General features: G+C 57.3%; 22 protein-coding genes and 4 pseudogenes. 5 read left to right on the top strand and 21 right to left on the bottom strand.

The annotated features are described in order from the left end of the window. Positions 1-34: 34 nt before the first annotated feature. Positions 35-415: pseudogene (locus tag ACIGFL_RS17680) on the top strand (IS1595 family transposase); the annotation flags it as partial. Positions 416-507: 92 nt separating this feature from the next. Here the strand turns inward: ACIGFL_RS17680 and lhgO are convergent. The 8 genes from lhgO to merT form a co-directional block, all read right to left on the bottom strand. Further along, positions 508-1698 carry an L-2-hydroxyglutarate oxidase gene (gene lhgO / locus ACIGFL_RS17675; protein WP_397498006.1) on the bottom strand — a complete coding sequence of 397 codons (1191 nt, stop codon included), beginning with the start codon at positions 1696-1698 and terminating at the stop codon, positions 508-510. 92 nt (positions 1699-1790) lie between these two features. Next, positions 1791-2489 (bottom strand): FadR/GntR family transcriptional regulator, encoded by a 699-nt coding sequence (locus ACIGFL_RS17670; protein ID WP_397498005.1) that lies wholly within the window; start codon positions 2487-2489, stop codon positions 1791-1793. A 419-nt stretch (positions 2490-2908) separates the two neighbouring features. Beyond that, positions 2909-3112 carry a hypothetical protein gene (locus tag ACIGFL_RS17665; RefSeq protein WP_397498004.1) on the bottom strand — a complete coding sequence of 68 codons (204 nt, stop codon included), beginning with the start codon at positions 3110-3112 and terminating at the stop codon, positions 2909-2911. 374 nt (positions 3113-3486) lie between these two features. Further along, entirely contained in the window at positions 3487-3903 is a 417-nt protein-coding gene (locus ACIGFL_RS17660; RefSeq protein WP_008567175.1) for a hypothetical protein, read from the bottom strand. Positions 3904-3921: 18 nt separating this feature from the next. Next, a complete protein-coding gene (merA, locus tag ACIGFL_RS17655) occupies positions 3922-5604 on the bottom strand; it encodes a mercury(II) reductase (protein WP_008567178.1) in 1683 nt (560 codons plus the stop codon). A 32-nt stretch (positions 5605-5636) separates the two neighbouring features. Beyond that, entirely contained in the window at positions 5637-6071 is a 435-nt protein-coding gene (gene merC / locus ACIGFL_RS17650; protein WP_008567179.1) for an organomercurial transporter MerC, read from the bottom strand. Positions 6072-6083: 12 nt separating this feature from the next. Then, positions 6084-6359, bottom strand: a complete 276-nt coding sequence (merP, locus tag ACIGFL_RS17645; protein ID WP_008567180.1) for a mercury resistance system periplasmic binding protein MerP — start codon at positions 6357-6359, stop codon at positions 6084-6086. Positions 6360-6372: 13 nt separating this feature from the next. Further along, entirely contained in the window at positions 6373-6723 is a 351-nt protein-coding gene (gene merT / locus ACIGFL_RS17640; protein ID WP_008567181.1) for a mercuric ion transporter MerT, read from the bottom strand. Between the two features lie 71 nt (positions 6724-6794). Between merT and merR the strand changes: the two genes are divergently transcribed. Then, complete coding sequence (merR, locus tag ACIGFL_RS17635) at positions 6795-7205, top strand: Hg(II)-responsive transcriptional regulator (RefSeq protein WP_008567182.1); 411 nt, start codon at positions 6795-6797, stop codon at positions 7203-7205. Between the two features lie 142 nt (positions 7206-7347). Here merR and ACIGFL_RS17630 read toward each other — a convergent pair whose 3' ends face one another. Next, entirely contained in the window at positions 7348-7530 is a 183-nt protein-coding gene (locus ACIGFL_RS17630; RefSeq protein ID WP_008567184.1) for a hypothetical protein, read from the bottom strand. A gap of 33 nt (positions 7531-7563) precedes the next feature. Between ACIGFL_RS17630 and ACIGFL_RS17625 the strand changes: the two are divergent. After that, positions 7564-7751 (top strand): annotated as a pseudogene (locus tag ACIGFL_RS17625) (DUF4113 domain-containing protein); the annotation flags it as partial. Between the two features lie 276 nt (positions 7752-8027). Here the strand turns inward: ACIGFL_RS17625 and ACIGFL_RS17620 are convergent. The 5 genes from ACIGFL_RS17620 to cadR form a co-directional block, all read right to left on the bottom strand. Beyond that, positions 8028-8897, bottom strand: coding sequence for a sterol desaturase family protein (locus tag ACIGFL_RS17620; protein ID WP_107320917.1), 870 nt, complete (start codon positions 8895-8897; stop codon positions 8028-8030). Positions 8898-8965: 68 nt separating this feature from the next. Next, positions 8966-9712, bottom strand: a complete 747-nt coding sequence (locus ACIGFL_RS17615; protein WP_107320918.1) for an AraC family transcriptional regulator — start codon at positions 9710-9712, stop codon at positions 8966-8968. Continuing rightward, positions 9709-10221, bottom strand: coding sequence for a signal peptidase II (gene lspA, locus ACIGFL_RS17610; RefSeq protein WP_107320919.1), 513 nt, complete (start codon positions 10219-10221; stop codon positions 9709-9711). Before lspA ends, ACIGFL_RS17615 begins: the two co-directional genes overlap by 4 nt. After that, a complete protein-coding gene (locus ACIGFL_RS17605) occupies positions 10218-10565 on the bottom strand; it encodes a DUF3703 domain-containing protein (RefSeq protein ID WP_107320934.1) in 348 nt (115 codons plus the stop codon). The genes lspA and ACIGFL_RS17605 overlap by 4 nt, the downstream gene beginning before the upstream one ends. Positions 10566-10875: 310 nt before the next feature. Further along, complete coding sequence (gene cadR, locus ACIGFL_RS17600; RefSeq protein WP_107320920.1) at positions 10876-11289, bottom strand: Cd(II)/Pb(II)-responsive transcriptional regulator; 414 nt, start codon at positions 11287-11289, stop codon at positions 10876-10878. A gap of 97 nt (positions 11290-11386) precedes the next feature. Here cadR and ACIGFL_RS17595 point away from each other — a divergent pair, with 97 nt between their 5' ends. Together ACIGFL_RS17595 and ACIGFL_RS17590 are read left to right on the top strand one after the other, a co-directional pair. Further along, entirely contained in the window at positions 11387-12283 is an 897-nt protein-coding gene (locus ACIGFL_RS17595; protein WP_375136126.1) for a cation transporter, read from the top strand. A gap of 9 nt (positions 12284-12292) precedes the next feature. Beyond that, positions 12293-12541: pseudogene (locus ACIGFL_RS17590) on the top strand (cointegrate resolution protein T); the annotation flags it as partial. 65 nt (positions 12542-12606) lie between these two features. On the opposite strand, the gene ACIGFL_RS17585 reads toward ACIGFL_RS17590, so the two are convergent. From ACIGFL_RS17585 to ACIGFL_RS17555, 7 genes and pseudogenes are all read right to left on the bottom strand, one after another. Next, a complete protein-coding gene (locus ACIGFL_RS17585; RefSeq protein WP_195883223.1) occupies positions 12607-13578 on the bottom strand; it encodes an ExeA family protein in 972 nt (323 codons plus the stop codon). Beyond that, on the bottom strand, positions 13568-15205 hold the full coding sequence (locus ACIGFL_RS17580) for an IS481 family transposase (protein WP_254348506.1): 1638 nt from the start codon (positions 15203-15205) through the stop codon (positions 13568-13570). Before ACIGFL_RS17580 ends, ACIGFL_RS17585 begins: the two co-directional genes overlap by 11 nt. Before the next feature lie 4 nt (positions 15206-15209). After that, positions 15210-15785, bottom strand: coding sequence for a recombinase family protein (locus tag ACIGFL_RS17575; RefSeq protein ID WP_195883222.1), 576 nt, complete (start codon positions 15783-15785; stop codon positions 15210-15212). Between the two features lie 309 nt (positions 15786-16094). After that, complete coding sequence (locus ACIGFL_RS17570; RefSeq protein WP_195883221.1) at positions 16095-16424, bottom strand: TetR family transcriptional regulator; 330 nt, start codon at positions 16422-16424, stop codon at positions 16095-16097. 71 nt (positions 16425-16495) lie between these two features. Continuing rightward, positions 16496-18349, bottom strand: coding sequence for a site-specific integrase (locus ACIGFL_RS17565; protein ID WP_010794483.1), 1854 nt, complete (start codon positions 18347-18349; stop codon positions 16496-16498). Further along, complete coding sequence (locus tag ACIGFL_RS17560) at positions 18330-19946, bottom strand: hypothetical protein (protein ID WP_397498003.1); 1617 nt, start codon at positions 19944-19946, stop codon at positions 18330-18332. Before ACIGFL_RS17560 ends, ACIGFL_RS17565 begins: the two co-directional genes overlap by 20 nt. Positions 19947-19956: 10 nt before the next feature. Next, positions 19957-20661 (bottom strand): annotated as a pseudogene (locus ACIGFL_RS17555) (tyrosine-type recombinase/integrase); the annotation flags it as partial. Positions 20662-20748 lie beyond the last annotated feature (87 nt).

Here is a 20748-nt window from a genome sequence, read left to right as displayed (position 1 = left end):
CAGCGTGGGCTGAGTGTCCGAATGGCGTGGAATCCGCACCCAGCACGCGTCAGGCATTGTTGAAGCAGATGAAACCTTCTTCCTGGAGTCCTTCAAGGGGCAACGCGAACTGCCTCGACCGCCTCGTCGGCGCGGTGGCAGCGCCAAACGACGCGGACTGTCTGCCGAGCAAATTCCTGTGCTGGTGGTAAGAGATCGCAGTGGTCAGCAGGCAGACTTCAAGTTGGAAAAGCTGGATGCACAGCACATAGGGGAGCGGCTACGCCCGCTGATAGACGCGGATGCGATTCTCTGTACTGACAGCGCAGGTGTCTACGCCCATTTCGCCAAGGTTGAAGGCATCACTCACCGACCGATTAACCCGAGCCAGAATCGACGGGTTGATGGTGCTTTCCACATCCAGAACGTGAATGCCTAACCATGAGCATTGGTTTCTTTGTGGGTCAGAGCGCTAGTTGTATTCATTGGAAAGCTCCTTGTTGTTGTCATGTGCTTACTGCACAAAAATCAGGCGCTCAGCAGCTTCCTCGCGATCATTTCCCCGATGGGGATGGCGGAGGTAGCGGCAGGCGAAGGGGCATTGCAGACATGTAGCATTCGGGCGGTTTGCAGAAATAGGAAGTCGTGAACGAGCGTGCCATCGCGCATCACTGCTTGGGCGCGGATGCCTGCTTCACAAGGTTGCAAGTCTTCAATGGTCAGCGACGGACAGTACTTCCGGCATTGCTCCAGGTAGCCTTTTTTGAAGATAGAGTTCCTCATCTCTTTCAGACCGGATCCCAAGTTGGCTCTGATCGTTCTCCAAAAGCCGGGGAAGCCTGCGAACGTAGTGACGTCGCGAATGTTCACGGAATATTTTTCGTACCCCTCTCTGGAAAAACCCAGAACAGCATTAGGGCCAACGGTGACGCCGCCGTCAGCCATCCGCGTAAGGTGAATACCTAGAAAAGGAAGATCAGGGTCTGGCACGGGGTAGATCAGGTGATTGACAATGTCATTCTTGCTTGCTGGCAGGCGATAGTACTCACCGCGAAACGGTACGATCTGGTGGTCGATTTTCAGTCCTGCGAGTAATGCAAGTCGGTCAGACTGCAAGCCCGCGCATACGATTAGCTTCGATGCTGTCCAGCTACTGCGTTCGGAGCTGACATTGACGTGAAGGGGTGTCTCTTGGATCGACATGATCGTATGACCCAAGTGGATTTCTCCTCCCGCAGCAGTGATGGCATTGGCCATGCCTCTGCAAACTTGGCGATAGTCGACTATGCCCGTACTCGGGACAAATAGACCGCCCAGACCAACGATGTTCGGCTCGCGTTCCCGCAGTTGGCGTGCGTTAAGTCGCTCAACCTCCAGCTGGTTCAGACGTGACCGTTCCTCAAGCGCGTCCAGGCGAGCCAGCTCAACGGCATCTGTGGCGACGAGAAGTTTTCCGCATGTCTCGTAATGTATGTCGTGCGCTTCGCAAAACTCTTTGGTCGCTTGCGCACCGAGTTTGCAAAGCATTGATTTGAGACTGCCTGGGGCGTAATAAACACCGGCGTGTATTACCCCGCTGTTATGCCCTGTCTGATGCCGTGCAAGCTCATTTTCTTTTTCAACCAGTACCAGTGATGACGCCGGCCGAGCTTTTAGCAATTCCAGCGCGGTTGCCAAACCAACGATGCCGCCCCCGATCACGCAATAGTCGTATGTCACATCTACATCCATTATCAGGTTGTCAGACAAATAAAATTATAAATCAGGTTGTCAGACCTACGTACCCACAGCTTGGCGCGCCTGCGCTTGGCTTATCCCAGCTTGATCCCGAACCGCAAGGCAGCAGACTCTAAATGCGCGCGCGCGCAATCTGCAGCGGCCTGGGAGTCCCCCGCCTCAATCGCTTGATACATCATTGTGTGTTCATTGCTGGCAGGGCGCGCGCCACCCGGAAGCCGCGCGGAGTTTTGCCATGCTATAAGCCTACCCTGAGCAAGCTGCCCGCCTAAGAAATCATGGAAAGCCATGAAATAATCGTTTTTACAAGCGGCGACTATGGCTTGGTGAAAGTCGACATCAGCCGCAGACGACTTGGTAAAGTCGTTAGGGTGCTCTTGCATCACCTCAAGCGCGTTGCGCATCTTCAATAGATCACCCGCGTTCCGACGAGCCGCGGCAACGCTTGCTGCCTGAATTTCGATCCACAATCGCATTTCGAACAATTGGGCCAGGTCAGTTGCCCCCCTTGATGTGCCAGGCAAGCGAAACACAGTACCGGTCGGGGTTCTCGAGATGAAAGAGCCGTTCCCTCGCTGGCTCACAAGAATGCCGTCCGCCTTTAACTGGGAAACTGCCTCTCGCACAACCGATCGACTAACATTCAGCTGTTCAGAAAGCTGATGCTCAGTGGGGAGTCTTGAGTCTGCTGACAAGCGGCCCGAGCTAATTTCGGCGCGGATAGCAGCCACTACGCGATCTACAAGGGAATCTGGGCGGACAAGTTGGATCATAGAATCATCGTCTGATTGTCAGACAAATATGATTGCATTGTGAACCAGAAACCGCAAGTGCCATTCGCCTTTCTGCATTTCTCCCGCCATACCGTTTCTCTAATAGATTTCAGCTCGTGAGCGGACCACCAGTGATGACCTGCCATGAACTAGTCTCGCGCAAGTCCATTCGGAGGTCGCGGTAGGGATGGCAGTTACCTGCCACCCCCCGCACAGATCCGTACGTGCGGAACTACCGCATACGGCTCCTGCCTCAGGTTCGTGACGCGAAGCGTTCCTCCGGATAGGGATGTGCAGTTCTGGGCTTCGGTATGTAGATGTCTGCGAGACGACCAAAGCGTGACCACTGGAGTCGGTTACGCTGGCTGCGCCGCTTGAGAGCTTGCCGCCATAGGCGGCAGACAGCTGCCCGAAAACCGTCAAGGCGGAGCAGGTTGCCCGGCACCGCGTGGCAGCGGAGCCATGCCGCGCAGCAGGCGCATCACGCGGGCCGATAGGTTGTCGTACAGCGCGTAGTTCGAGCTGCACACCTCCAGCCCGTTCTCCAGGACGTGATGGCGCACCTGGAAGAATGGTTCGCCCATCTTGATGCCCAGCGCTTTGGCTTCATTGCTGCGGCTCACCACACAGCCATCGTTGTATCTGAATGACGCTAACAGTTAGTAGTGCATAACATATTGATATTTAACGATATTGTTACGCTAACAATTTTTCGTCCTTCGCAGCCTAAATCAGGGCTTTTCAGTCCGACCCACCCCCATGCGGCCAACTAGCTGCCCGCCTCGAATGTCGTGTCCCTGGGGCCGCGAGGCCCCAAAAAACTTTGAATGAACTTCATGAGCGTGCACATCTGTTGTCGGCTGGAGTCGTTCGGTTGTTCGGAAGAGCAGGCGAAACCGAAAAGCACACGGAGTCCTCGCATAACGTCCTTGGCTCGCAGCACTATTACGGAGACCGAAGCGTTCCCGGCCAATCAGGGCTGCTGAGAGGGCCTACATCACCGACACTCCCGGCCTTCTCCGCACCCTGGAGCGCCAAGGTACTTTCGGCCGGCCAGGCGCTCGGGCAGCCAGATGAGCAAGGGTGCCGCCCCCAGTGCCAGCAATAGCCACAGTCTGGAGAACTGCTCGCCATGCGGGTCGAAGCCATAAGCCAGCAGCCCGCCGAGCGCGAGCAACAGGAAGTACGGCGCCGTGAGGTAGCAGTGAAGTCGGCGGCAGCGTGCGGCATTGACCAGGCAGGCGCCACCCATCACCGCCAGCGCGGCGCTTGCGGCCAGGAATAGCGTGGGGTGTCGATCTGCCAGAAGAATGGTTAGCGTCGCGACAACGGCAGGCAGCCCCCAGAAGCTGATCACCTGCCATGTCTGGCGCAGGCTGTCACCCCTGCCGAGTTCATTAGTCTTAATGTTCATGTTTGCACCTCGCATTCTTTACCCGGCGCAGCAGGACAATTGCTTCACGTCCTTACTGAAGGTTTGCGCCGCGAGCTTCAGGCCCTCGACCATGGTCAGGTAGGGGAACAATTGGTCGGCTAGTTCCTGCACCGTCATCCGGGCGCGGATGGCGAGGGCGGCCGTCTGAATCAGCTCGCCCGCTTCCGGGGTCACTGCCTGCACGCCCAGCAGTCGGCCCGAGCCCGTTTCGGCGACCAGCTTGATGAACCCCCGTGTGTCAAAGTTCGCCAGAGCGCGCGGCACGTTGTCCAGGGTCAAGGTGCGGCTGTCGGTTTCGAGGCCGGCTTGGTGCGCTTCCGCTTCGCTGAAGCCGACGGTGGCCACCTGCGGATCGGTGAACACCACGGCCGGCATGGTGTCGAGATTGAGCATTGCCTCGCCGCCGGTCATGTTGATCGCCGCGCGATTGCCGGCCGCCGCCGCGACATAGACGAACTGCGGCTGGTTGGTGCAGTCGCCGGCCGCATAAATATCCGCTTTGCTGCTGCGCATGCCCTGGTCGATCTGGATGGCACCGCGTTCATCCAGCTGCACGCCGGCCGCTTCCAGGTTCAGGCCGTGGGTGTTGGGCGTGCGTCCGGTGGCGACGAGCAGTTGGTCGACCCGCACTTCACCGTGCTTGGTGGTCAGCACGAACTCGCCGTTGGCATGGGCCACCTGGCTGGCTTGCGTCTGTTCCAGCACTTCGATGCCCTCCAGGCGGAAGGCCGCCGTCAGCGCTGCGCCGATGGCCGGATCTTCACGGAAGAACAGCGAGTTGCGCGCCAGGATGGTGACGCGGCTACCCAGCCGGGCAAAGGCTTGCGCCAGCTCCAAGGCCACCACGGATGAGCCGATCACGGCGAGCCGTTGCGGAATACTGCTGCTTGCCAGCGCCTTTTCCGAGTTCCAAAAGGGGGTATCTTGCAGTCCGGGAATCGGCGGCACGGCCGCACTGGCGCCGGTGGCAATCAGGCAGCGGTCGAAGGTCACGATGCGCTCGCCCCCCTCGACCAGTTCCACACTGAGCGTGTGGCTGTCCTGGAAGCGGGCGGAGCCACGCAGCACGGTGATGGCTGGGGTGCTTTCCAGAATGCCTTCGTACTTGGCGTGGCGCAGTTCGTCGACACGACCCTGTTGCTGGGCGAGCAACCGTTCGCGCAAGACAAGCGGCGGCGTGGCGGGCAGTCCGCCATCAAACGGACTTTCGCGGCGCAGATGGGCCACGTGCGCGGCGCGAATCATGATCTTGGAGGGCACGCAGCCGACGTTGACGCAGGTGCCGCCGATGATGCCGCGCTCGATCAGGGTGACGCGGGCCCCCCTTTCTACCGCCTTGAGCGCGGCCGCCATGGCGGCGCCACCACTGCCGATAACCGCCACGTGAAGCCTGTCACCCTCTTTCCCGGCGTCAGTGCCACCGCTCAGCCAGCCCCGTGCCTTATCGAGCAGGCCGGGACGGGTAGGTAGCGTGATGTCTTCGAACGCCGCTCGATACCCCAGGGCCTCGACGGCGGCCTGCATTTGTTCACGGCTTACGGCCTCGTCGACCTTCAATTCGGCCCTCCCACTGGCGTAGGAAACATCCGCCCGATGCACGCCCGGAATCTTCTCCAAGGCCTCTTTCACATGCACGACACAGGATGCGCAGGTCATGCCAATGATTTTCAGTTCGGTCATAACGTTACTCATTGAATCGTCTCTTGTCAGGTTCACTGGTTTGGCGGCGTCGGACAGGACGCCGGGGAGCAACGGCGGTGCGCGGGCGACACGAAGTCCCAGATGGACACCCCAAACATGACGGCCAGGCCGATATAGAGCAGCCAGCCGCTCCGCCAGCCGTGAGCCAGCATCAAAAACACCGCTACCAGCACCAGGGCCGGGCCGATCAGGCCAGGCGCAGCGCGTCGCCACTGCCGGTGACTGAACCAGCCGAGGGCATTGACGAGCAGAGCCACGCCGGCAAACAACGGCAACAGCGTGGTGATGAACAGGCCTTCCCATTGGCTCAAAAAGCCCAGTCCGATCGTGGCGCCCAGGCTGGCAAGGGCGGGAAAGCACGAGGCGCAACCTATGGCGGAAACCAGCACGCCGACGGAACCGGCTTTGTCACCGATCCGTGTGAACAGATTGAAAGAATTTGCCATCGGAATGCCCGCCTATTGCTTGACGCTGGACGGGTAGCCGGCGTCCTCTGTCGCCTTGGTCAGCGCCTGCGCACTGGTCTTGGCATCGTCGAAGGTGACGATGGCTTCGCGCTTCTCATAACTCACCTCGGCCTTGGTCACGCCCTCGACCTTGGTCAGCGCTTTCTTCACCGTGATTGGGCAAGCGGCGCAGGTCATGCCCGGCACCGACAGGGTGATGATTTGGGAGGCGGCCCACACTGGGGAAACCACGGCAATGAGGGCGAGAGCGGCAAGCAGCTTTTTCATGACCAACTCCTGATTAGTAGAACAAGGGGAGGATGTAGGGGAAAGCGAGCGCGACCAGCACCAAGGCCGTCACGACCCAAAAAACGAGCTTGTAGATGGTGCTTACCTGGGGATCAGCGCAGACCTCACCGGGTATGCAGACTTGAGCCGGGCGGAAAATGCGCCGGTAAGCGAAGAACAGCGCAACCAGTGCCGCGCCAATGAAGAACGGGCGGTAAGGTTCCAGAACGGTGAGGCTGCCGATCCAGGCACCGCTGAAGCCCAAGGCGATCAGCACCAGCGGCCCCAGGCAGCACGTGGACGCGAGGATTGCCGCCAGACCTCCAGTGAGGAGTGCACCGCGCCCATTTCGCGATTCAGACATACGTTCATCCTTCCGAGTGGTTGATCGATGGGTTAAGGTTATTTCCGTAGTTAGGTACGGGGTCAAGCGGCATGCACAACGCGGTGGAAAGCCTGACCATCGGCGCCTTTGCCAAGGCAGCCGGGGTTAACGTGGAAACCATTCGGTTCTATCAACGCAAGGGGCTGTTACCCGAACCGGACAAGCCCTACGGCAGCATTCGCCGCTATGGCGAGGCGGATGTCGCACGGGTGAGATTCGTGAAGTCCGCGCAACGGCTGGGCTTTAGCCTTGATGAAGTGGCCGGACTGTTGCGACTGGACGACGGCGCGCACTGCGACGAAGCGCGTGTGCTCGCCGAGCAGAAGCTTGAGGATGTGCGTGAGAAACTCGCGGATCTTCAGCGGATCGAGTCGGTCTTGGCGCAGCTGGTTGATGACTGTTGCGCGAGCCAAGGGACAGTGAGCTGTCCGCTGATCGTTTCGCTGCAAGCGAGCAAGTGACCGCCCGCACTTCGCGCGTTAGCCCACGATTTCCCGTTTGTCAGGGCTCTCTGTTTGTCGGTCTGAAGGTGGAAAGAGCGGCGCTCATTGAGCGCCGCTGACTGGGCAAAGGAGCACTTGCAAAGGCCCTAGGTTGGTACTGCTATTTGCCCTTGTGCATCAGTGGGGCGGGCCCACGTTGCATCTGGTCGAGTAGCACATATCTACCTTGCAGGCGGACAGCCGGGCTGCGCTTCGCTTCGCCACGGCCTGCCGCCGTGGCGCCCAGTTGTTCAATCTTCTTGACGGTTTCCGCCACTAGGATTGCGTCAGCCTTGTCGCGCATGGAGACAATCTGCTCGGTCGCTCTCGTGACATCGTGATCGCCGCCGTACAGCCCGTCGCCTCTGAGAAGGTCATGCAGGTGATGGATCGGATCAATTCCAAGTGGGGTCGAGGCACGCTCCGCCTGGGCGGGGTGCCGGTGACTCCTGACTGGGGATGTGTCGGGAAATGCTCGGCCCAAGCTATACCACACGGTTAGATCAGCTCTGGACAGTGAGGTGAGGCACACCCCAGCGCTGCTAGGAAGCCGGCTTACTGCTCAGAAGAACCACCTTACCAGTGGCTACGTGTAACGGCTCGCATTTGAAAACAACCGGGCTCGCAATTAACGCGATTCCCGGCTCAGATTAACTGCAACTGACGAAGCCCTCGGGCTCACATTAACTGCGAGCGAGCTTGCATTCAGCCGCTTCGGCTCGCATTCAATCTCAATGGGCTCACGCTTTCTGCAACTAACCAGAGCAATCCAGAGACATCGTGCCACTGCAAGAGAACCCGCTAGCCTTTGCTTCTACGATCTAGCCCAAAGGGTTCGGCGAACTGCCCAAGGTAGCCTTTGGGGTAGTCCTTTTCATGCAACCCGACCTCGGCCTCCCCTAGCTTCCCCGCACTGTCGAAGAAGGTGCCGAACAGTCGATCCCAGACCATCAGAAACTCACCAAAGTTGACCTGGGCATCTTCAAAGTCGCGCTTGTGATGCCAGCGATGAATTTCAGCAACCCCGATCAAATGACGCAGCCATCCAAGCCGGTAGTCCAGGTTCGAATGTTGGAAAGCCAAGTGCACGGTCAGAATGCCAAACCAGGTGGCGACTACGGCAGACGGGGCGCCTAATGCGAGCAGAATCACCAGCCCCGGGCCGGCCATGAGCGCCGCGTGCAGGGGATGGCGTCGCTCCCCGTTCACCCAATACAACCGCTCGGCGCTGTGATGAATCATATGAAAACGCCACAACCATTGCACTCGGTGACTAATTCGATGCATGGCGTACAGGCCCAGATCGAGCACGGCAGCGACCAGTAGCAACTGGAGCCACAGCGGACTCTCGATCGGAAAGAGACGAACCGAAGCCGGCACCGCATCGCCAAGTTTGGCCAGGATTTCCGCGGTGAATTGAATGACGGAAAGGTTCACCAGCATGTGCAGCAGATCTGTCGCGGTGTCTTGATGATCCTCAAGCCAGGCTTCGCGAAAAGGTTGGATGCGCTCCAAGCCAGCGATGCTCAACAGTCCTATCGCGGCGGCTATGGGAGTGGTGGGCCAATACGGTACGCCGGCATACAGCGCCCAGATCATGAAGGCGGCAGCGCCACCAAACACGAGTGGATAGCTCACCCACCGTATGACAAATCGAAGAAAGGTCGACATCGTTCAGCTCCCTGTGATGGAGCCATGACTCTATTCGGAGATTCCAGCTTTCGACTTGAACGAAAGAGCTAGGATTCCTGGAGATCGACTTCAGCCAGGGCAGATGATGGATCGATGCCCAGCAGCGTCCGGAATGTTCGGGAGAAATGCGCCGAGTCAGAAAAGCCCGCCTCATGCGCCGCTTCGGTCAGCCGCCCCCCTTTGGCCAGGTGCTGTAGGGCTTGCGTGAGACGTAACCATTTCGCATAGCTGCGAAGCGGCAGACCTGTCTGTTCCACGAACCAATGGGAAAACCGTGTGGGTGATAAATGCACCAGTGCGGCCATTTCTTCGCGTCTCATTTGGCCTCTACGCAGCGCTTCAATCACCTTGGTCAAGCGAGGATCTGAGATCGGTGGGTCGGGTAGCCGCAGCGCCTGGCGCACCCCAGCCTTCAGCTGTACAGCACTGTGTCCTGTCTCGCGCAGCGCGCCGATAATCGCCGCTACATCCGCCGGCGTGATCTCAATCACCCTCGCTTCTTCGGTACCCCGCAAAGCACGAGCTTCCTCGGACAGCGCATCCACATAGATCGACAGAACTCGACCGGCGCTCAGCCGGTGTTTCAAGCCTGCCGGAATGAAGATGGCTGCCCCTGAATGAATACCCAGCGGGGTTTCGACCGCTACGGTTGAATCGAGGCCCACTGAGATCTGATGCGCCTGATGGTGGTGCCAGCCTTGGTGACCGGCACGCCCATGAAAGACTCCGATACCGGGTCCGACCCATGCATGGCCTACCCAGCGCACTGTGTCCGTCGAAGGCGAGCTTTTCATTCTCTGGCTCGGTCCACTTCCGCTTTTGGGTTCAGCAAACTGCTCAGGATCAACATGGCGGCGCCACCGACGATACCGATATCCGCCAGGTTAAACGCCGGCCAATGCCAGGACTGCCAGTAGAAATCCAGGTAGTCGATCACATGACCACGGAATGCGCGGTCAATCAGATTCCCAACTGCACCGCCCAGTATGAGGCTATAGCCCAGCGCTTCGCTCTTGGGCCTGGGCTTACGCAGGATCAGCGCGAGCACTATCGAAATGATGACGGCCAGGGCGATGAAGACGTATCGCTGCCAACCGCCCGCGTCAGCCAGGAAGCTGAACGCAGCGCCGGTATTCCAGAAATGAACCAGATTGAAGAACGTGGCCATAGGAGTCACGGAGCCGACCGGGAGCGAACCCTCAATTGTGCTCTTGAACACCTGGTCGGCTAACGCAATTGCTAGCGATAACGACCACCAAAGCCAAGGAGCGCCGAAAAGTGACCTTTCAGGAGAAGAGCTCATCGCGACTCTCCTTGAAGAAGTCGCTGCAACTCCTGGGAGACGGGCATCGGCGCGAAAGCACTAACCCTGGCCCGCCCGGTGTTTCCGAGTGGCACCCAGATCCAGGAGAACAGCAGTGCCGCAATGATCCGAGGCACTTGGCCGAGCACCTCCCGATAGTCGCGCAACTGCCAGCCAGCCCTCAGCATCAGCCAATGGCTCCGAGCGTGAAGGACTGGCATTCGCTGGCTCAATATGTGGGCCCGCTCCAACCAGGGAAAGGTTCCGGCTTCATCCTTTTCTCGGAGGGCCTGCTTTGCTCGTGAGAAGGCTTCATCAATGGCAATGCGGAGGGCTGTATTCATCTGGATCTCACTTGCGCAGCGGTCGAAGGCCATTCAGGACAACCAGCAAGCTGACGCCCATAGACGCGCAGCCGCATGGGGACGGGCCGGCTTGCTGCAAGGCGCAAGTCCCAGAGGAAGTAGTGGGCTTAGGGTCATCGCCACAGCAACTGGACATGAAATACTCCTTGGTCAGATGTGCCAAGTGAACACCCTGTAGTCGCAATAGGGTCAAGCGCTATGGATTGAGGCGATGCAAAAAAAGAATTTAAGCCGTGAATAGGAAAGAGGTCTGCCGCTTGATCCTCGATCAAAAGCAGGGTCTTCGACCTCAGGATTGAAGAAGTGGAGTGCCGCCCTCCACCAGACCCGAAAGTATTCCGCAGTCCAGGCTTTGTCGTTCGTCATCGCAGCAGCCCCGCAACGTCACCAACTGGTTTTCGAGGGCATGTAAGGATGCGATCTGAGCCCTTACCTGGGCGATATGTCTATCAAGGAGCGTATTGATCGCCGTGCATGGTTGCTGCGGCTGCTCCTGAAAGCCCTGTAAAACACCAATTTCTTCCAGTGACATGCCAAAAGAGCGGCATCGGCGAATGAACAGCAGTTTCTCCACATGATCCGCTTCGTAGGCTCGGTAGCCATTGTCCTGACGGTTAGGAGGTGGGAGCAGTCCCTGACGTTCATAAAAACGAATCGTCTGAATGTCCGCCCCCGTCAGCTTTGCAAGTTGGCCTATGCGCATGGCCTTCTCCTGAGTGAAAACTCAGTATATCCATGCTTGACCCTATACCTGCTATATGGTTTTTAATCGACAAAATAAAGCCCGATAGGAGAAGCGAATCATGAGTTCTTGTGAGAAGTCCTGTGGCTGTGGCCCAGTTTCGGCAACCACAGAAGCGGCAACCGCGCCTTCGAATGAAGGAACATGGGTCAGCAGTTTTTCTGTACCCAAGATGGATTGCCCTTCAGAAGAACGAATGATTCGGCTCGCACTGAATGGCTTGCCTGAGCTCAATTCGTTGTCCTTTGATTTGACCAGCAGACAGGTACGCGCTTTCCATGACGGGGCGGTTGACCAGATCGCTACCAAGCTGGAGTCACTTGGCCTGGGTGCAGCGTTGCTGGGTACTGAGCCGGCCAGTCAGGAAGCAGCCTCGGCCAATAGTGCCAATGAAGAGCTGACTGCTTCGAAAGAGGCAAGCACGCTGAAGATCCTGCTCGGTATCAATGCCGCGATGTTTGTCATCGAGATGGGTGCAGGTTTGATCGCCCAGTCGACTGGCCTGGTTGCCGACTCGTTGGACATGTTTGCTGATGCTGCCGTCTATGGGCTGGCTCTCTATGCGGTCGGCCGGAGTGCACGGCTTCAAGTTCGGGCTGCCCACCTGGCGGGGGTCTTTCAGATCGTGTTGGCTCTGGGCGTGCTCGTGGAAGTGGCTAGACGCGTCCTCTACGGCAGCGAACCTGAGTCGATGCTGATGATGGGGATTGGCGCAGTCGCACTAGTCGCAAACGTCAGCTGTCTCTTGATGATCTATGGCCACCGCGAAGGTGGTGCACACATGAAAGCGAGTTGGATTTTTTCAGCCAATGATGTGCTCGCGAACATTGGTGTTATTGCAGCAGGTGCATTGGTTGCCTGGACAGGTTCTTCCTACCCAGATTTGGTGATTGGTACTGTCGTGGGCCTCATCGTACTGAACGGTGCGCGCCGAATACTGGCATTGAAAGCCTGACCAACCGGACACCGACATGCCCGTGATTCACTTGAGCACTACCGACGTACAAGCAAGGATCAGCGTGAGCAGGAGCAGCGCCGGCACGAAGCGCAGGTGCTGCAGCTGGAGGCTCACCAGCTACAGCAGACGCTAATCGTTAAACAAGACGAACTGACCCGGTTGAACCGCGACAATGAGCGCCTGCTCACCGAGGCCCGACTACTGCTGAAGGAACAGGCCACTCAGCAGGATCGGTTGGAGCGACAGACTGGCGAACTTGCAGTGCAGCGTCGAAGTTGGCTATTTTTGCCCAACCCCGAAAACGTGAAATTAGCCAGTGATCAGATCGGCAGCCCCGCCGCCAGCATCTTGTCACGCAGCTCGGCAGCGCGCGCGGGGTCAAGCGCGTTACTGAGCAGCGCCTTGATCTCGGTAGGCCTGGCGTCGAACTGCTCCACCAGATCCTTGATGCGGTAGCCGTGGCGCGTCAGGGTCGGTTCCAGGTCATCCAGTTGGCGCGACAGCACCGATTCCACCAGCTCCGCCGAAACGGGCTTCTCGCCGGTCAGGTAGCCCGCTTCCAGTGCCAAACTGATGTGCAGTTGGATTTGCAGTGGTGTGCGCAGCTTGGTGGCGAGCAGGTCTATGGCGTCTTCACTCAGGATCGACTCGGGTTCGACCTTCCCTTTAGTGCAGGTTTCCAGCAACCAATGAATGTATTCGCGCTGACTGCCGGCGATGCCGTCGAGCGAGAAGATGTCGGTGCGGTAGCCGATTTCCTCCATCGTCGGCCGGCGCAGGTCGTTACGCAGCTTGGGATGCCCGGCCAGTACCACCGACAGTCGGCCGTCGCCATCCTCTACCAGCTCCATCAAACGTTTGAGACCAGTCAGCGTATGGCCGTTGAGGTCATGTGCCTCATCAACGAACAGGGCCACCGGGCGCTTATTCTTCCTCACCAGCTCGCGCAGGTCACGCTCACGTTTTTCGCCCTGGGTCGGGATGCGTACCTGCTTCTCGGTGGAAAGGTCGTAGAAGAGCGCGGCGATGAAGGTGGCCAGTTTGATGCTGTGTTTCTCGATCGCCAGCGACTTGGATACCGTGATCTTCTTTTCCTCTTCCATCGCCTGCTGAAGCCGGCGCAGCATCACGGTCTTGCCGCTGCCAATGACGCCGCAGAGCGCGATCAGCCGACCTTCGAAGATCGCCGCCTTGATATCCTTGATCAGTTGCTGGTGGTGGGCGGTCTCAAAGTACCCGGCCTGGTTCAGTGGCAACGTCAGTCCGTAGTGCTGCATCACTTCAACCCGCATGTTCTTCTCCTGTTTTCTTATGGCGGAAGTAGCCCCGCACGCGCTCCAACACGATGCGTCGTGTCAGGGTTTCGCTCAGCACCTGGTGGATGAATGCCTGATCCTCGGGCGAGAGCTTGGCTAACGGCTGAGCCAAGTCATCGGCAACGGCGAGCTTAGCCGCGATCACGCTGGGAAACCGGTACTCGTGTGCCGCTGGGTCGAATGGTTGGCGCGGCAGTTCCACCGCTGTCGCGGACGGCGCCAGTCGCACATCGTCACCAGCCAGTGCGGCAATCGGCAGGCCGAGCTGGTCAGCCAGCGAACGGATGCGCTCGGCCCGCTCATACACCTTGCCACGCTTGAAGGCACGGTAGCGATGCAGCGGAATCGGCCCAGAGACCGGGTAGTAAGGCCCGAAGCGCTCACAGTCGAATTCGGCATAGAGTTCGTCGTCGAACAAGCCCCAGAGCAACACCACGGTTTCGCCCGCCATGTCCGGCTCAACCTCGTAGGCCGTGCCGTCGATAGTGACGCGGGCATCAACGCCGACCTTGCGTCGTTCAGGCTCGCGGGCGAACCGACAGAACTGCTCCCAGGTGCACATTTCGCGGAGGCCCTCGGCGGGCAGGTTAGCCAGCCAGTCCTCGATCCGCGAATGCGGCTCGGAACGATGGCCCTGTGCGTTGTAGGTGCGCACCAGATAACGCATCAACCACTCGTTGGCCTGTGCTTCGGTTTCAGGCTTGTGGAAGTGATACAGCGTCTCGTGGGCTTCTTTCACGGTACGGAAAGGGCGCTCCACCTTGCCTTTGGAGCGGGCTGTGGTACGAGTGCCATCCTTGCCGGCCGGGATGTGTGTCTGCCACTCGATGCCCAGCAACTGCATGACGTTCTGGAAGACTCGGCGCTTGGCCACCGGGCCATTGTCCAGGTAGATCATCTTGGGGCGGCCTTGGAACGGAAAGATGGGGTCAGCCTTCGGCGCCATGGCGTTGAACAGGAAGCGCAGCGCGGACTCTGCGTCCTCGCCGTATACGCAGTGGTATTCCTGATAGGCCACACCACTGCGGTCATCCACCACGCTGAAAAGCATCAGCGTTGGCTCACCTCTGGCCGGATCGATCCAGTCTGGTTTGTCGATGTGTTTGAGGTCAGAGGGCGACAGGTCGAACTGCCAACAGTCATTGCTGTGTGCCGCTTGAAAGCGCGTCGCGGGCGGCTGCCGCAACAGCCGCGGTTGGTCCAGTCGCCACAGGGATAGGTAGCGGTTGACGGTTGGTCGACTGAGTACACCCTTAGGCGCCTTGACCAACCCTTGCATGGTCTCCACCCCGTAGTCTTCCAGCAGCTCGATGGCGCGGCGGGTAGAGAGGTGCCGCCCTTGCTTGTTGGTGGTGCGCAGTTTCAGCGCTGCAATCAGCTCGCAGTAGCGTTCCAGCTCAGCCTGCTGCAACACGCGCGGTTTACCGTGATCGGCCCGGTGGGCCGCGTGGGGTTTATGGATGAAGTTCAGCGCCCGGTACACAGTGCTCGGGGACACGCCATACAACTCAGCTATCGCAGTCACCTGAGCGGCCCGTTCTGGGCTTTTCTTCGGCAGGCGGTCGAGCCGCTGCCGCAGCTGCATCAGCGAATCGGTCGGGATGGCTTTACGCCGCCCGCTGGGCATCACGCTCGGCCTCGGTGAGATAGTTGTAGAGCGTAGAGCGGCCGATGCCCATCATCCGGCAGATTTCCGCCACGGTGTGTTTCCGCTCGTGATAGAGACGCAGGGCGAGTTCTTGCTTGGCCGGATCGAGCCGTTTCTTGCGCCCACCCTTGCGGCCACGGGCCCGCGCAGCGGATAGGCCGGCTTGGGTGCGCTCGCGAATCAGGTTGCGCTCGAACTCAGCCAAGGCGCCGAACAGGTGAAATACCAGGCGGCCACCAATCGAGGCGGTATCGATGTTTTCTTGCAAGCTGCGCAAGCCGACGCCGGCGGCGTCCAGTTGCTCAACCAGCCGGATCAGATCCTTCAGCGAGCGGCCAAGGCGATCCAGGCGCCAGATCACCACGGTGTCGCCACGGCGTAGCGTGGCCAGCAAGGCGGTCAAACCAACCCGCTCGGCCTTGGCTCCGCTGGCGGTGTCTTCGAACACGCGCTCGCAACCAGCTTTCTCCAATGCGTCTCGTTGAAGATCGAGGAGTTGATCGTCGGTCGAGACACGGGCGTACCCAATCAGCATGGCTTTGTCCAACTATTCAGTGAAAGTCCAGTGTAGTCGGATATTGAAAGATGGAGACTGTAGCTGGATGTCAGCAATGCGGGTTTGTGCGAGGGTTGCCTGCTGAGAGATGGCCGTCCAACAAACCCTGGTTTGTTGGACGGCCTGAGCGAGGGGGTGTTCAGTTGCAGAAAGCGTGAGCCCACGGAGATGGAATGCAAGCCGGTGCAGCTGAATGCAAGCTCGCTCGCAGTTAATGTGAGCCCGGCGGCTCCGTTAGTTGCAGTTAATCTGAGCCGGGAATCGCGTTGATTGCGAGCCCGGCGGTTTTCAAATGCGAGCCGTTACAGCTACGCCCTTCAGTTGAGCTAGTTCGAGAATCAGGGTCTGATTCACTGAGGCCAGTCGAGCCAGATCCTGGCTTAGCTGTGCGTTCTCCGCGCGCAATGCTCTGTTCAGCTCCCTCTCCTTCAACAATGCTTGGTGCTTCGAATCGCGCTGTGCTCGGACTGATTTCCCCATCAGACCACGAATGCGTTCAGCCACGGCTGGGTAGGTGTTGTGGATGAGACCTGGAGTGACCCCTGCCGCTTTCGCTACGCCAGAAATGGACAGCTTTCCGTTTGTTGAAAGGATGCCGTCGATGACCTTATCGAGCATCTCCGAGGTCTTCTGTCTGGAGCGTCCGGAGGATCGTTGCGCAGTTGGCTTATTGGTCAAAGTCGGCACCTTCAAGTTCGCGTTGGGTCACTGTCGCGAGCGTCCAAAGGAGACAGGCCAAGGCTGCTGATTACGTCGAATGCGACCTGCATATCACGTTTTGCCCGTTGCCTTACAGCCGGCCCGGCATCGTCGATTTCCATCAGCTCCAGCTGATGCGAGTAGATCCCCTGCCACGTGGTGGCAAAGGTCTCGTCAATCACAGAGTGTTTGCAGCCAGGACAACGGGTTGCCTCATACAAACCAGCCCCACCACAGCCCCGTTCTGTCGCGATGCACCAGCCATGACCAGTCGCTCGAATGTTTGCATGGGGGGCTGTCTGGGCCAGCAAGGCACTCCGATCTTTGATCGGAATGGCACGTAGCTCCATGATCCTCTCACCCGCCCCTCCAGCAAGTGGCTGATCATCCAACCACGACTCGATGAGATCGATCTTGAATTCCGTCATCTGTTGGAGGATTTCATCGAACAGGGTGAGATCCTGTAGGGGGTTGGAGGCATAGAGCTGAGTCATGCTCATACTGCTGTGTTTGAACTGCCACTTGAGGAAGACGAGCGAGGTACGCCCCATGCGAGACTCAACGAAGCACCGGGCATAGGTGCGACGGCACTGGTGAGTCCGCAATGGCCAATCACTTCCAGCCGCTTTTGCGACGCGCTTGAAGGCTTCATTGGAACCTGCGGCGCTGAGCACTTCGATGTGTCCAACACGTTCGGCTTTGTTGCCGTACCCATTCAAGCAGAGGAACAGTCTCTTCGAGTCCTTTCTGGCTTTCTCCAATCGAAGCAAAAGATCAGCGGAGTCAACTGAATTGCATGACAGTTCAAGGTCACTCAACTCCGCCTCGAGCTCCCTTCTCATGGGGGTTGAGCACATGGCGAAGAGATTCAACGCATCCAGCGTAAGCTCAGGGACAAGATAGTCGACTCGTCCCTTTCCCGTTTTATGCTCGGTCGTGGTTACCCAGCAGTAAGTAACGCCATCCACTACCTCTTTTCGCCACGCACCGACTTCAATCCCGATGACCTCTTCGTTACGCATGCCACTGGTAATGGATGCAATGTACAAAACAGCATCGCGGCAACGAATCATTTTGGGGCTGCGGCGAGTGAAAGTGTCAATTCCGGTGGCTTTCAGATCTTCTTTCGTCTTATGAACGATCTGCTCGCAATAGTTGAAGATCTTCGCCTGATCATCTGGCGGAATTATATCCGTTCTACCCGTATTCTTATTGGCAGCCGAAGTACCCCTTGCTTCTCCAATTCCGCTGACTCGCCACAGGGACGAGTCCCCCCACGGAAAACACTGAAGAGGGGAAAGGGTTTCGGCAGAGAATATCCATAAAAAGTCAATTATCCGCAGCCTGGAATAAAGAGGCATTGGTCTTAACGACTCTGACTTGCAATGGTGAATATAATTACTAATGTGTATGGGCCGAACATCGGAAAATCGTTCAAGCTCTAAATCGCTAAGCCAACGAATAAATGGAATGACACTGGCACTGACGAGAGTTGTAATACCCCGTGCGACAGGTGGCTTTGACCCTGGAAGCCCTCTCTTGAACCATGCATACGCAACTGCTTTGCAGTCATCAATCATCTCAGGTGGGAGATTAAAATCCCAACTGACGTACTTGTGCCCCTCGTTTACGTTAGATTGATCAAAGAAAGGTCGAAGATCCCAGCGAGCATCGCCAAAGCGGCTTAATACAAGAGTTTCGCCACGATCATTAACAATGGCACTAATAACTATCGCATCACGCTCAGCCTTGCTGAGGCCCGAGGCAGTTACAGGTTGCGCGAATAGCACATCATAGGCCTTAAGGGCGGCCCTAGAGTTCCGATTAGCCGACAAGAGCGTCACCTCGAACTTTCCTCATAAACTCAATCTTGCATCCCCAGAACGGATGAGGGGACGCTTTCGCTTTGGCTTTAGCCGCTTCGATCAGTTCAATCTTGAATTTTCGAGACGTAAACTCGTCAATAAGCCTGATGAAATCGCCCTGGCGTTTCCGCCATGCCGCCCACTCATCCGTTAAAAAATACTCCATCTCAGCGTGCAAAAACTGCTGATAGCTGAACAGTCGATACAAGTCTCCGAGAGTCCCTACAATTGCGTAACTAGGACATGTCAAGCAATGAATGAACTCGGAACAATGGGTAACGCCATCTTTGGGTGCCAGGCTTCCATAGAGGCTATCTTTGCAACCTCCTGGGGGTGTCGGTGTGACGTTGATGCCACGCAGCTGATCGGTGAATGCTTCCCCTACGAAGGTGGCACCCTCAACCTTGATCTCGTCATTTATCTTCAAATAGTGGTTATCAGCAACGCTAGGGGAATGGCCCATCACAGCGGACACCTCCAGTAGGTCGCCGCCGCTGAGCTTCCAAAGCCTACTTTCCATAGTCTTTCGAAGACGACTGAGATTAACGATCAGCGGTTGGCCCTGATCGTCCTTCAAAGCATGCCGCGCACAGATACTCTTTGTTGATTGAAATAGCGTACTGGAAGCCAGCGCGACTACCCTATGACCATGCCCATTCTGTCCGGCGCGGTAAAGCCAAACATGCGACTTAAGCTTTTCAGGCGCAAACCCAACCAGTGGCTCAGAAATTGCCAAAGCCTTATTTACAACAGCCACCCCATCTAAAGGAATTGGGTTATATCCGTCATGCAGTTCAGTTTGTCGAATGGTTTTGCTCTGAGCACCCTTGCCGCGTCTTTTTACGGTGTTCAAGAGCCGAAGATTGGGGATGAATGGATGCGGCTGGAGTGCATCTCTAGAAATTTCCAGAAGCGGCGTAGTGTTAATTCCAGATCTGGCCGCAGTAATCAGCAATAAGACCGTCATTGCTTCGGCGTCATTTCCAGAGAATAAGCCCTTATGAATGGCTACTAAATCTGACTTTAGCGCAGTGATGAGCCCCTGCATTTCCGAGAGACTGAGCGGCTTCGCGTCATTGGTCGATTTCGCGGTATGGGGGAAAGGAACGGCTGGAAGTAGATCATCTTTATCCGCCTCAACGAATCCGTATTCAATTAGGCTGATGATCAATGACTTCAGCGACGTGTAATAGTTCTTCGCAGTTGACCCGTTTGGATACTTGAGCTTAAGCCACGAAACATATCGCTCAAGATGCCGCTTGGTCAGGCTGTTCGGGGTTGACGGCGGAGAATCAATCGTTCCGCTTTTCAGGAAGGCCATGAAATATCGAAGGCCATTGCTGGAGTACCCTACAAGAGTGGCCAGGGAGAAATTCCCTCCATTGACCAGTGCTCTGATTACATGAATACTCTGAATAGCCCATGCGTCAAAGCCAAACCCAATGTACTGAGAGTGATCAATCTTAGTTACATTCCGGGGATTTTTCGGAAGATCGATTCTAAGCTCATTCTCTACGGTCTCGAATCCTTTAGTGACCGATTGCATTTCAGCTTTATAGTTTTTCTTTCGGGCCAACAGTAGTACCTCAGATGCTTGGAGTAGAGACGGCCATAAACATCATGTCTATCTCGTCTTCATGAGCAAGGACAGACTGAGCCTCTAGCTGATTAATGAGATGCAGGTACACCATCGTTGTTTGAACGTCGGAGTGTCCCATCCTGTCTCGGACATAGAGCAATGGCTCTCCTTTAAAGTCTCGGCTTTTCCTCAGGGCAAGAAGGGTATAAGTCCCATAGGTATGACGAAGCATGTGGGCCCTAACATAAAATCCGCACTTGCGCTCATACGCCTTCATCACGTCGACGATGGAGTCTTTCGTGTACTGCCGCCCCTCCCTTGTCAGCACCAAGGCCGTGGCGCGCCCGTTGCCGGCCGCTTTCCGTACTTCGCGCTCATGAAGCGTGTACGACCACATTTCCTCCATCAGCGACCAAGGCACGTCAATTGTTCGAGGGCGGCCGTACTTGAGATGCATGTCCGATGGCTCGAGAGCCACGCTGATCATTTGCCCAGGGCGGAGGCCCTTCTTCAGCCGAGGATTAAAGACGTACTTGAAAGGGAAAGTGCGCGCCTCGCAGGAGCGAAGACCAGTGCGAACCATCAGATGGAACAAGATCCGGTGACTTGGATCGGCATCGAGGGCGAGGCAAACCTTAGCCTGATCTTTGGTCAGGAATTTGGTCAATCGCTTACGCTCTCGCACCATCACTGAGGGCTTCGTATGAATCGCCCCGGCTTTCCTAGACACTCTCCAAGCTCTGGAAATAACGCTTTTCAAACTCCACTGGCGATAGCTGCATAGCGCTGCTGTGCCGGC

The organism is Pseudomonas sp. NPDC077649 (genome assembly GCF_044542855.1).
In the GTDB taxonomy this organism is placed as follows: domain Bacteria; phylum Pseudomonadota; class Gammaproteobacteria; order Pseudomonadales; family Pseudomonadaceae; genus Aquipseudomonas.
The sequence above is the reverse complement of the archived record's forward strand: the minus strand, read 5'-3'. Positions and strand labels throughout refer to the sequence as shown.

Coding starts and splice junctions, on each gene's coding strand:
- ACIGFL_RS17570 (WP_195883221.1), bottom strand. CDS start 16,424: ATGCTCGATAAGGTCATCGACGGCATCCTTTCAACAAACGGAAAGCTG.
- ACIGFL_RS17605 (WP_107320934.1), bottom strand. CDS start 10,565: ATGAATACAGCCCTCCGCATTGCCATTGATGAAGCCTTCTCACGAGCA.
- merP (WP_008567180.1), bottom strand. CDS start 6,359: ATGAAAAAGCTGCTTGCCGCTCTCGCCCTCATTGCCGTGGTTTCCCCA.
- lspA (WP_107320919.1), bottom strand. CDS start 10,221: ATGAGCTCTTCTCCTGAAAGGTCACTTTTCGGCGCTCCTTGGCTTTGG.
- ACIGFL_RS17660 (WP_008567175.1), bottom strand. CDS start 3,903: ATGAACATTAAGACTAATGAACTCGGCAGGGGTGACAGCCTGCGCCAG.
- ACIGFL_RS17630 (WP_008567184.1), bottom strand. CDS start 7,530: ATGCGCGACAAGGCTGACGCAATCCTAGTGGCGGAAACCGTCAAGAAG.
- merC (WP_008567179.1), bottom strand. CDS start 6,071: ATGGCAAATTCTTTCAATCTGTTCACACGGATCGGTGACAAAGCCGGT.
- ACIGFL_RS17620 (WP_107320917.1), bottom strand. CDS start 8,897: ATGTCGACCTTTCTTCGATTTGTCATACGGTGGGTGAGCTATCCACTC.
- merT (WP_008567181.1), bottom strand. CDS start 6,723: ATGTCTGAATCGCGAAATGGGCGCGGTGCACTCCTCACTGGAGGTCTG.
- merA (WP_008567178.1), bottom strand. CDS start 5,604: ATGACCGAACTGAAAATCATTGGCATGACCTGCGCATCCTGTGTCGTG.
- ACIGFL_RS17575 (WP_195883222.1), bottom strand. CDS start 15,785: ATGCTGATTGGGTACGCCCGTGTCTCGACCGACGATCAACTCCTCGAT.
- ACIGFL_RS17670 (WP_397498005.1), bottom strand. CDS start 2,489: ATGATCCAACTTGTCCGCCCAGATTCCCTTGTAGATCGCGTAGTGGCT.
- ACIGFL_RS17585 (WP_195883223.1), bottom strand. CDS start 13,578: ATGCGGGTTGAAGTGATGCAGCACTACGGACTGACGTTGCCACTGAAC.
- merR (WP_008567182.1), top strand. CDS start 6,795: ATGCACAACGCGGTGGAAAGCCTGACCATCGGCGCCTTTGCCAAGGCA.
- ACIGFL_RS17615 (WP_107320918.1), bottom strand. CDS start 9,712: ATGAAAAGCTCGCCTTCGACGGACACAGTGCGCTGGGTAGGCCATGCA.
- cadR (WP_107320920.1), bottom strand. CDS start 11,289: ATGCGCATAGGCCAACTTGCAAAGCTGACGGGGGCGGACATTCAGACG.